9 protein-coding genes are annotated in these 9,823 nt (G+C 44.5%); 5 read left to right on the forward strand and 4 right to left on the reverse strand.

The annotated features are described in order from the left end of the window. The first annotated feature begins 46 nt into the window (after positions 1-46). The 4 genes from ACTXGO_RS06450 (at position 47) to glyA (ending at position 3,965) form a co-directional block, all read left to right on the forward strand. Positions 47-1,384, forward strand: a complete 1,338-nt coding sequence (locus ACTXGO_RS06450) for a GNAT family N-acetyltransferase (RefSeq protein WP_443573754.1) — start codon at positions 47-49, stop codon at positions 1,382-1,384. A gap of 16 nt (positions 1,385-1,400) precedes the next feature. Then, positions 1,401-1,892 (forward strand): chorismate--pyruvate lyase family protein, encoded by a 492-nt coding sequence (locus ACTXGO_RS06455; RefSeq protein ID WP_443573756.1) that lies wholly within the window; start codon positions 1,401-1,403, stop codon positions 1,890-1,892. Between the two features lie 93 nt (positions 1,893-1,985). After that, on the forward strand, positions 1,986-2,444 hold the full coding sequence (locus ACTXGO_RS06460) for a hypothetical protein (protein WP_317200771.1): 459 nt from the start codon (positions 1,986-1,988) through the stop codon (positions 2,442-2,444). A 267-nt stretch (positions 2,445-2,711) separates the two neighbouring features. After that, the gene (glyA, locus tag ACTXGO_RS06465; protein WP_443542441.1) at positions 2,712-3,965 is read left to right on the forward strand and encodes a serine hydroxymethyltransferase; all 1,254 of its coding nucleotides are present in this window, start codon (positions 2,712-2,714) and stop codon (positions 3,963-3,965) included. 130 nt (positions 3,966-4,095) lie between these two features. Here the strand turns inward: glyA and leuE are convergent, their stop codons facing one another. Continuing rightward, positions 4,096-4,752 carry a leucine efflux protein LeuE gene (leuE, locus tag ACTXGO_RS06470; protein WP_443542443.1) on the reverse strand — a complete coding sequence of 219 codons (657 nt, stop codon included), beginning with the start codon at positions 4,750-4,752 and terminating at the stop codon, positions 4,096-4,098. A 598-nt stretch (positions 4,753-5,350) separates the two neighbouring features. On the opposite strand from leuE, the gene ACTXGO_RS06475 reads away from it, so the two are divergent. Continuing rightward, complete coding sequence (locus tag ACTXGO_RS06475) at positions 5,351-6,907, forward strand: alanine/glycine:cation symporter family protein (RefSeq protein ID WP_435950214.1); 1,557 nt, start codon at positions 5,351-5,353, stop codon at positions 6,905-6,907. 140 nt (positions 6,908-7,047) lie between these two features. On the opposite strand, the gene ACTXGO_RS06480 is transcribed toward ACTXGO_RS06475, so the two are convergent. From ACTXGO_RS06480 to ACTXGO_RS06490, 3 genes are all read right to left on the reverse strand, one after another. Continuing rightward, entirely contained in the window at positions 7,048-7,368 is a 321-nt protein-coding gene (locus ACTXGO_RS06480) for a barstar family protein (RefSeq protein WP_435950215.1), read from the reverse strand. Continuing rightward, entirely contained in the window at positions 7,369-8,109 is a 741-nt protein-coding gene (locus tag ACTXGO_RS06485; protein ID WP_443573759.1) for a ribonuclease domain-containing protein, read from the reverse strand. A 107-nt stretch (positions 8,110-8,216) separates the two neighbouring features. Further along, positions 8,217-9,515, reverse strand: a complete 1,299-nt coding sequence (locus tag ACTXGO_RS06490; RefSeq protein ID WP_317200216.1) for a glutamate-5-semialdehyde dehydrogenase — start codon at positions 9,513-9,515, stop codon at positions 8,217-8,219. Positions 9,516-9,823 lie beyond the last annotated feature (308 nt).

Raw genomic sequence — 9,823 nt, forward strand, 5'->3', positions numbered from 1 at the left:
AAATAAGTAAGCCAAGCACATAACGACAACAACGATTGTGAGACCTATGAATCTAGAGTACGCGTTACTAAATGATACCGACTGGCAGAATAATGCTAAATGGCAAACGCCCGACACGCCCTTTATGTCCTTTGCGTTTTGGCAAGCGCTGACGGACACAGGGGCTATCGGTGAGCAAGCAGGGTGGCTGCCGATATTTATAGTGGTGCATCGCGTCGCAAATGATATGGGAGACTTAGCTACAGAGTCTATCTCTCATCCTGTAGCGGTGCTACCTGTCTTTATAAAGGGTCATCACCGCGGCGAGTTCGTTTTTGATTATGCGTGGGCAGAGGCTTATGCGCGCTACGGCGTCGATTATTACCCGCGGCTGGTAACGAGCGTACCCTATACGCCTATTACCGGTCAGCGCCTGTGGTTGGCAGAGGGCGAAACTTTAACCGACGATATTATAAAAACCGCTATCGCAGGGGTTGATGATATTGCACGGCAAGTGGGCGCGTCGAGCTGGCATGGGCTGTTTGTCACGCCAAACCTTGCAAACGTTGCGACCACTGCTATGCCAAGTGACACTGATGTAGAGCTGGCACTTATGGCTCAAGAGATAGATGCTGAGCCGGCGATAATAGAGATGCCAATCCTTGAGCGTCAAGGCTGTCAGTTCTTGTGGCAAAATAAGGATTTGCTCAAAGATGAGCAGCCTTTTGTAGACTTTGAAGGGTTTCTAGCAACCCTTAAAGCTAAAAAGCGCAAGACTATTCGCGCCGAGCGCCGTAAAGTTGCTACGCAAGATATCAGGTGCGTGCGTAAATGCGGTGATGACATTACTGATAGCGACTGGAAGGCCTTTTATCACTGTTACGTGATGACCTATGCAGTGCGCGGGCAGCAGCCTTATTTGACGCTAGACTTTTTTATGGCATTGGCACAGAGTATGCCCGAGCATTTAATGCTCGCGCTCGCCTATGATAGTGCTGATGGTAATAATGAGGACATTATCGCCTGTAGCTTATTCTTATATGACAATCCTGACAGCGACAATGCGACGTTGTACGGACGCTATTGGGGCGCGCTTGCTGATTATGATAGCTTACACTTTGAGTTGTGCTACTACCAAGGGCTTGAGTTTGCGATTGAGCAGGGACTGATGTATTTTGATCCTGGCACTCAAGGGGAACACAAGCTCATTCGCGGCTTTATTCCGACCAAGACCCACTCGATACATCGTATTTATGATCCGCGTTTTGTTCCGGCAATTAGCAACTTTTGCATTGAAGATAGACAGCGTATGGCGCAGTATCGACAGCAGGCGTTTGCGGCTTTGCCTTTTAATGAAGATAATATGCCTACCTTTAATGATGCTCAAATAGATAGCGACGTATAAGGGCCACGCTATAGCAATGCTAAATACCAAGTTATCTCACATGCATACCCCAGCGCCGCCTAATCTTGTGCCGTGGCTCGATGCCAAAGGCTCTTTGACTGCGATGCTAGAAACCAAGGCAGGTCAGCCCCTACGCGTAGAGCGACAGTTTGAGGGCTACAGACTTTTGAGCTTAGCGCAAAAACATCAACTGGGCATTGAGGGCAGAGCGCTTAATCGACCGATGCTAGCATGGGTGCGCGAAGTATATCTATATGGCAACGATGAGGCGCCTTGGGTCTGGGCGCAAAGCCTGTTTCCGCTACCAAGCCTAAAAGGAGATGCTCGTCGCTTGCAACATTTAAAGGGTACGCCAATTGGTTATGTTCTATTTAGGCGCTGCCGCACCTTGCCAAGCCAGCGCTTTATCTCTCATACACATAAAGGTTGGCAGCGGCAAACGCGTTATGACTGGTATGGACGAAAACTGCTTATTAGCGAGACGTTTCTGTCTGTTTTCAATTATTGAAAAACACTTGTTTAATAAATAGATACTGTGTTAGTATTTTGTAACTAAACGTTAGTCTATTATTTCACTGTTATCAAAATATGAGAGTCAATTATGAGCCCATTAAGTCCCGCAAAATTATTTTTGAAGCTATCTAGCACCTTCATCTTGTGTGCCAGTACAATTGCTCTATCGCAAACGGCCAACGCTGGGTTTTTTGATAGCATCTATGATGTGCAAAGAGCGGTAAGCTCCATTGGGCAGACTGCTGATACGTTTCGCGGTAGCAAACAGGCGGTGACAGACTTGGGTGAAGAAGTTGGTTTTATCTCGTCAAATGAAGTAGATAATCAAGTGGGCGGCGTCAAACTTATTGAAGGTGCTCTACTAGCGGGCAAGCTTAAGAATACATCACTGTATAATCAAGCGAGCAACAATTCGATGCAGGTGAGTAGTTTATCTCAGCAAGATACCATTATTTATATGGGTAAAGAGCAGAACGGGTATTATTATGTTCAAACTGATAAAGGCGCAGGCTGGGTATCTAAACCGCTAGTAGGATTGAGATACTAACACTCATTATTTCTACCTACAAAAACAGCCATATCATTTGGCTGTTTTTTAGTTTCATCACAACGTGTTTTCTATCGTATCATTCTTTAAACCATTCAGCTTAAGCTGAGCTTTTTTGCGCTCATAAAGTTATATTTCATGTTAGACTCAGCATACGGCAAGATTTCAGTGCAATATCCTTGCTGAGCATCCACCCTCTATGAGCGCGCTCATAACCTTATCTTAAATAACACTAGTTTTACAAAACCAATAATATAGGACACTCTTATGTTTAAAGACATCTCTATTAAAGATTTTGACCCTGTACTCGCTGACGCGATGGCGTCTGAAAGCAAACGTCAAGAGAGCCATATTGAGCTTATCGCCTCAGAGAACTATTGCTCACAAGCAGTCATGGAAGCACAAGGCTCAGATCTGACCAATAAATATGCCGAAGGCTATCCGGGCAAGCGCTATTACGGCGGCTGCGAATACGTCGATATCATTGAGCAGCTCGCGATTGACCGTGCCAAAGAGCTATTTGGCGCCCAGTACGTCAACGTCCAGCCGCATTCAGGTTCTCAGGCCAACTCAGCGGTTTTTTTAGCACTCCTTGAAGCCAATGATACGGTACTTGGTATGAGCCTCGACGCGGGCGGTCACTTGACTCATGGCGCGCATATCAACTTCTCAGGCATTAACTACAATGCGGTGCAGTACGGTCTAAATGAAGCAGGCGAGATTGATTATGATCAAGTCGACAGCCTAGCCCGCGAGCACAAGCCTAAAATGATTATCGCAGGCTTCTCCGCCTATTCTCAAGTGGTCGATTGGCAGCGTTTTCGTGATATCGCTGACGAAGTAGGGGCGTACTTTTTGGTCGATATGGCGCACATTGCAGGCCTTGCCGCTACTGGCGCGTATCCAAGCCCCGTACCATTCGCCGATGTGGTTACCAGCACCACGCACAAAACCTTACGTGGCCCGCGCTCAGGCATTATCTTATCGCGTGATGATAAGCTGGCCAAAAAGCTCAACTCTGCCGTGTTCCCTGGCAACCAGGGCGGCCCGCTTATGCATGCCATCGCAGGCAAAGCGGTGTGCTTTAAAGAAGCCTTAGAGGACAATTTTAAGACTTACCAAGAGCAAGTGGTCAAAAATGCCAAAGCTATGGCAGAGGTCATCATGGATCGCGGTTACGATATCGTCTCTGGCGGCACCGAAAACCATCTGATGCTTATCAGCCTAGTTAAACAAGAAATGACGGGTAAAGAAGCGGATGCATGGCTTGGTGATGCTTATATTACGGTTAACAAAAACGCGGTGCCTAACGATCCAAAATCACCGTTTGTGACTTCAGGTATCCGTATTGGTACGCCAGCGGTAACCACGCGCGGCTTTGATGAAGCTGACGTAAAAGAGCTAGCAGGCTGGATGTGTGATGTCTTAGATAGCCTCGGTGATGAGCAAGTAATCTCTGATACGCGCGAAAAGGTAAAAGCCATCTGCGCCAAAAAGCCTGTGTACGCAAAGAATCAGTAATTTCTTTTACCTGCTTTTAGACGTATAAAAATAGAAACCGCTTGGCTTAGGCTTGGCGGTTTTTTTAGTTTAAGTATAACAACACATTTGAATATGAGCGGCACCTCACAGCATAGTGCATTAAATCAATCTAGCTTAATTGCGCAAGCCATAAGTTAATAGCAAATCCAATAAATAATAATCCTGTAAAACTCATGCTCACCATAATGAGTAGAGGATATTGATTAAATTTGTTTGATAAATTTTTGCCTGCAAAAACCATAACGCTTAGATAGCTAAAGCTAATCATCTGCAAAATGATGGCAAGTACTAAGAAGGATAAAAAGGGACGCGGATAGCTCGGCTCAACGAACTGTACAAAAAAGGATAAGAAAAACAAGATCGCTTTTGGATTGGTCAGGCTAAGTAGTAACGCGCGATTAAAGAAGTTTTGGTGAATAGGCGCGGTTATCGGTTTTGGCTTAGCATCAGCTAGCAAAGCTCTATGACGAAAATTTTGATAAGCGCCTATCAAGAGTTTGGCACCCAAATAAAATAAGTATAGGCCGCCTATTAACTTAATACCCGTAAATAAAATAGGATAGAGTTTGAGCAGGCTACCCATTCCGAGAACCGTAACGATTATCAAAATGCTATCGCCAACGAATATACCAGCTACCGTATGATAGCCTTTGCGCACGCCATGTGCAGCAGACACCGACAGACAATATAAGCTATTTGGTCCTGGCAATAGGATAATGATTATGGAACCAATAATATAGGTCGTCAGGTCAGTAATACCGAACATAAAAAATCCTTTGACAGGCCATAATGCATTGACTACTAATGTAAGTTGCTATTTTCGATAACTAATTGGCGATGCCCATTCTATAACACTCTACCAACTAAAGAGCATAATATTATTAAGTTGTTTCACTTGTAACGCTATGCCTTCTCTTGTGTTTGTCGCCATATCAAACGTGCCTAAAAGCGGTTTGATACTATAAGTATGGTAAGCAATAAAAAACCGCTTAGCTGAGGCTGAGCGGTTTTTTAGAGCTACTATTTCGTGATTTTTAGGTAGACTAATGTTTATTATAAAATTTAATTTTATTAAATAAACTAGAGGAAACGGTCAATTTTATAAATTTATATCGACAGTATTTTATAGATATCCAAAATATGATGACCCCAGATCACAGCTGTGAACTCTAAGAAAGTATCTAACTCATTATAATATATGATTGTTTTTGTTTATTAAGTTAAATTAGTATATTATTAGCGGTGACAATTGGGTAATAATAGTAATACAAATCGTAATATATGATTACCTATTGAATATTAATGTCATGACAATAGTTCAGGAAGTTACTTTCGCAAAAGGGATTTTCACAAAAGGGATTTTTATGAAAAAACAACCGTTAGTCGCTATGGTGCTACTACTTAGTGCCACTCTCGCGCGAGCTGCTGAAGAATCAGCTGTGGTCGTTGAGCAATCGGGTTTAGAAGCATTTGGTGCAGGTCTCGATGGGTTTATGGGCAATGCCTTTGGTTGGTTCGTCGACCTTATTTTCTTTTCAGTACCACTTGGTGATGTCAGCTTTCCGCTTATTGTGGGTTGGTTGTTAGTTGCCGCGCTAGTGTTTACCTTTTACTTCGGATTTATTCAGTTTCGCCAAATAGGGTTGTCTCTAGATATTGTTAGAGGCAAATATACCGATCCCAATCCTGCTACCAAAGAAGAAGGCGAGGTCAGTCATTTTCAAGCCCTAGCTACTGCTTTATCAGGTACCGTTGGTCTTGGTAATATCGCAGGCGTTGGTGCAGCGCTTGCCATTGGTGGCCCTGGTGCTACCTTTTGGATGATTATGGTTGGCCTATTCGGTATGGCGACCAAGTTTGTAGAGTGTACGCTCGGTGTCAAATACCGTACGATACTACCATCTGGGGCTGTATCTGGTGGCCCTATGTACTACCTAAGCCGCGGTATGGCTGAACGTGGTATGGGCGGATTAGGTAAGTTTTTAGCGGTTGGTTTTGCTCTCATGTGTATTCTAGCAACCTTTGGTGCTGGTAACATGTTTCAGGGTAACCAAGCCTTTGCAGTTATGAGCTCTACCTTTAGTATTCCAACAGAGTACAGTTTATTCTTTGGTATTGGTTTGGCTGTTTTAGTTGGTATGGTTATCATCGGTGGTATGCCGCGCATTGCAACCGTTACCGAAAAAGTCGTACCCTTTATGGCCTTGTTATACATCACTATGGCGGTAATCGTATTAGTTGCTAACTTTAATCTTATTGGCGCCGCATTCGGTGAGATTTTCACAGGTGCCTTCACAGGTGCAGGCGTAGCTGGTGGCTTTATTGGCGCACTTATTCAAGGTTTAAAACGTGCGACTTTCTCTAACGAAGCCGGTGTTGGTTCAGCCGCTATTGCTCACTCAGCAGTAAAAACCAAAGAGCCTGCTACGGAAGGTTTAGTCGCTTTGCTTGAGCCTTTTATTGATACGGTTGTTATCTGTACCATGACGGCGCTGGTTATTACTATCTCTGGGGTAAACACTGTCGCAAACTTGCAAACCCAAGCGCTCACTGGTGTGGATCTAACCCGTGCAGCCTTTATGGAAACGGCGCCTATTTTTCAGTATTTCCTAGCTGTGGCAGTATTACTGTTCGCTTTTTCAACGATGATTTCATGGTCATATTATGGCCTAAAAGCTTGGACTTACCTCTTTGGTGAAGGTAAAGGCGGCGAGATGATATACAAACTTATCTTCTTGGTCTTCGTCGTTATCGGTACCATCGTACAGTTTAGCTTTGTCATCGACTTCTCAGATGCCGCGCTCTTTGCAATGGCGATCTTTAACATCATCGGTCTGTACTTCTTGATGCCAGTTGTGAAAAGAGAGATTAATTCTTTTGTCGCTCGCGTGAAGAGTGGTGAAATTAAAAAGTACAAATAGCGAGTTTGATTCAAAAACTTTAGTTTCTTAATACGTTATAAAAGCCCGCTAAGCACTATCTTAGCGGGCTTTTTGCTATCTGCCAATTGTAATTGGCTAGACGCTTAGCAAGACGCCCAAATGTCATGTGATTTAAACTTTTATACGACTACCCACAGCTGCGGCCTGCCAAAATCTCTAAAAGCATCTTCAATCATACTTTTAAACACGTTAAAATCCTCAGTATTAATTTGCTTTACATCCGTCAAATCTAAACGTAAATGCTTAGCATCGCTATCGGTTAAGCAGTCCCAAGCACTATCCCAATTATGTGCAAAGTAGTCAGGAAAACTAAGCGCCTTATCCAATGCGGTTAATAGAGCGGCTTTGTCCAGCACTTCTTTGATAACGATATTAACTGCTCGCTTGGGTATAGCAGTCGTCTTGCTATCTTGGTTTATATAATGAATGGCTTGGCTCATTTATCTCACCTGTAATTGGCTAAAACTGTCGTAGTGATCAACAGTTAAATAATAGACGGTTGGCGGATTGCCACCTGTGACGATACGGCGCGCGCCGCGATGAGAGACGCCAAGGGTAGGTACAGTGTACTCTCGGTAGTAGCCACTGGCCTCTTTGGGCAGGCGACCTTCACGATTATAAAAAGTTGTGCCGTCTTTAGCAGGATAAGGGAAAGGCCCGCCCTGCCCAATAAGCGCAATAGTATTGTCAATTTGCGCGTCACCCGTGATAGCGTTTTGATTGGTAGTTTCTGCTGATTGAGCAATAGTAGTTGACCTAGGGCCATTATCAAAAATCGATTGTAGATCACCAAAGAAATAGGCAGCCAAGGCGATGATAGCGATGATGCTAAATAGGCGTGAGATAGGACTGCGCTTTGTTTGACCGATGCGGCGCTGATTACTTTTATGGTTTTTAGAGTTGCCTTGAAGATTGGCGTTCGCTGCGCGCTTTGGCGTCTTTTTTGCAGAGTGTGACAGTGGCGTCTCTTGTAGGTTCAGCGATGTCGAGGTTACCTCAAGGGCACGCAACTGGTTTTTGTCATTGCGCTCGCTGGTAAAGTAGACGCGCTGACCAATACTGACAGGCTCAGACAAGCGTACTGTTGTGATGTGAAAGAACACATCTTCATTTTGATCGTCCACATCGATAAAGCCATAGCCTTTATCCTCGTTCCAGTGCTTAATAGTGCCGCTTTGCATAAGCCAGCTGTCCTATGATTTAGATTTTTAGATAGTATATATAACTTAGTTATAACGCACAAAAACGCCAGCGACTAGGCTGGCATTTTTTATTTAGATTAGATCAATTAAGCGCGGGTTTCACCGTGGCCATAGACGATCCATTTTTGTGAGGTGAGACCCTCAAGTCCTACAGGACCGCGGGCGTGAATTTTGTCCGTTGAGATACCGATTTCAGCACCGAGTCCATACTCAAAACCGTCAGCGAAGCGGCTAGAGGCGTTAATCATCACGCTGGCTGAATCGACTTCCCGGATAAAGCGCTGCGACTTGGTATAATTATCAGTGATAATGACATCAGTATGCTGACTACCGTGGGTATTGATATGCTCAATCGCGTCATCGATACCGCTGACGACTTTGACAGCTAAAATCGGCGCTAGATACTCAGTGTCCCAGTCCTCAGAAGTGGCCGCTGACAGATGACCGTTTAGCGTCGCATTGTCTTTTAATATCGCTTGCGCTTTGTCATCGACACGCAGTTGCATGGCATTATCCGCTTTGATAATAGCTTCAGCGATTTGTGGCAGCAGCTCATCTGCGACTGCTTCGTCAACGAGTAGCGTCTCCATTGTATTGCACGTGCCATAGCGATGCGTCTTAGCATTAACACTAACTTCTATCGCAATCTTAGGATCGGCATCACTATCTATAAAGGTGTGACAGTTACCGTCTAAATGCTTGATCACAGGCACTTTGGCGTCGTTGCTGATACGCTCAATTAGACCTTTGCCGCCGCGCGGCACGATGACATCGACGTATTTAGTCATCGTAATCAGCTCGCCGACAGCAGCGCGATCAGTGGTCTCTAGCACTTGTACACTATGCTCAGATAAACCTGCATTGGCGAGCCCTTTGTGAATGCACTTAGCAATCGCCTGATTGGACTCAAAAGCCTCGGAGCCGCCGCGCAAGATAATCGCGTTGCCCGATTTGAGCGCCAGTGATGCCGCTTCTAAAGTCACATTAGGGCGCGATTCATAAATCATGCCGACGACGCCGAGCGGTACGCGCATTTTACCCAGATGGATACCAGAGGGACGATAGGTCATGTCGGTGACCGCGCCTATAGGGTCAGGTAAGGCGGCAACATCTTTGAGACCTTGCAGCATACCGTCAAAACGGGCGTCATTTAATTCTAAGCGGTCGAGTAATGCTGAGTCTAAATTGTTCTTTTCACCTTTATCCATATCGATTTTGTTGGCGGATAAGATGTCTTGTTTGGCATCGACTAACACGTCATGAATAGCAATGAGTGCTGCGTTTTTGTCCCCTGTATTAGCAGCAGCGAGCGCGCGAGAAGCGGCGCGGGCTTGTTTGCCGACGGTTTGCATATAAGTATGAATATCTGTCGTTGATTGAGTCATAACTAATAATCCTTATGTGATAAATGATAGATATTGATAGGCTGATGACGCTAACTGTATAAAAGACATGTGGATATAAGGTTTGTAAATATTAGACACACCTAAAAGCAGAAAAATCTGCTTCATGTTATCAGATGCCGTTATAAGTGATAGGTAAGTAACGGTTTTGTTAGCGTCTTGGCGTTATGCCATTTAACATAGAGGAGATTGCGTCGTTAGTAAAGATGAATTTGTGAACAGCATTCATTTGTAATCGGCAATTAACCCTTAATGCGCCTATTGATAGAACAAATATGATAGAACAAATA

The sequence above is a fragment of the Psychrobacter sp. T6-1 genome (assembly GCF_052258445.1).

What these genes read in the sequence shown, in the direction of transcription:
- ACTXGO_RS06450 (WP_443573754.1), top strand. Translation starts at nt 47, where the DNA reads ATGAATCTAGAGTACGCGTTACTAAATGATACCGACTGGCAGAATAAT.
- ACTXGO_RS06455 (WP_443573756.1), top strand. Translation starts at nt 1,401, where the DNA reads ATGCTAAATACCAAGTTATCTCACATGCATACCCCAGCGCCGCCTAAT.
- ACTXGO_RS06460 (WP_317200771.1), top strand. Translation starts at nt 1,986, where the DNA reads ATGAGCCCATTAAGTCCCGCAAAATTATTTTTGAAGCTATCTAGCACC.
- glyA (WP_443542441.1), top strand. Translation starts at nt 2,712, where the DNA reads ATGTTTAAAGACATCTCTATTAAAGATTTTGACCCTGTACTCGCTGAC.
- leuE (WP_443542443.1), bottom strand. Translation starts at nt 4,752, where the DNA reads ATGTTCGGTATTACTGACCTGACGACCTATATTATTGGTTCCATAATC.
- ACTXGO_RS06475 (WP_435950214.1), top strand. Translation starts at nt 5,351, where the DNA reads ATGAAAAAACAACCGTTAGTCGCTATGGTGCTACTACTTAGTGCCACT.
- ACTXGO_RS06480 (WP_435950215.1), bottom strand. Translation starts at nt 7,368, where the DNA reads ATGAGCCAAGCCATTCATTATATAAACCAAGATAGCAAGACGACTGCT.
- ACTXGO_RS06485 (WP_443573759.1), bottom strand. Translation starts at nt 8,109, where the DNA reads ATGCAAAGCGGCACTATTAAGCACTGGAACGAGGATAAAGGCTATGGC.
- ACTXGO_RS06490 (WP_317200216.1), bottom strand. Translation starts at nt 9,515, where the DNA reads ATGACTCAATCAACGACAGATATTCATACTTATATGCAAACCGTCGGC.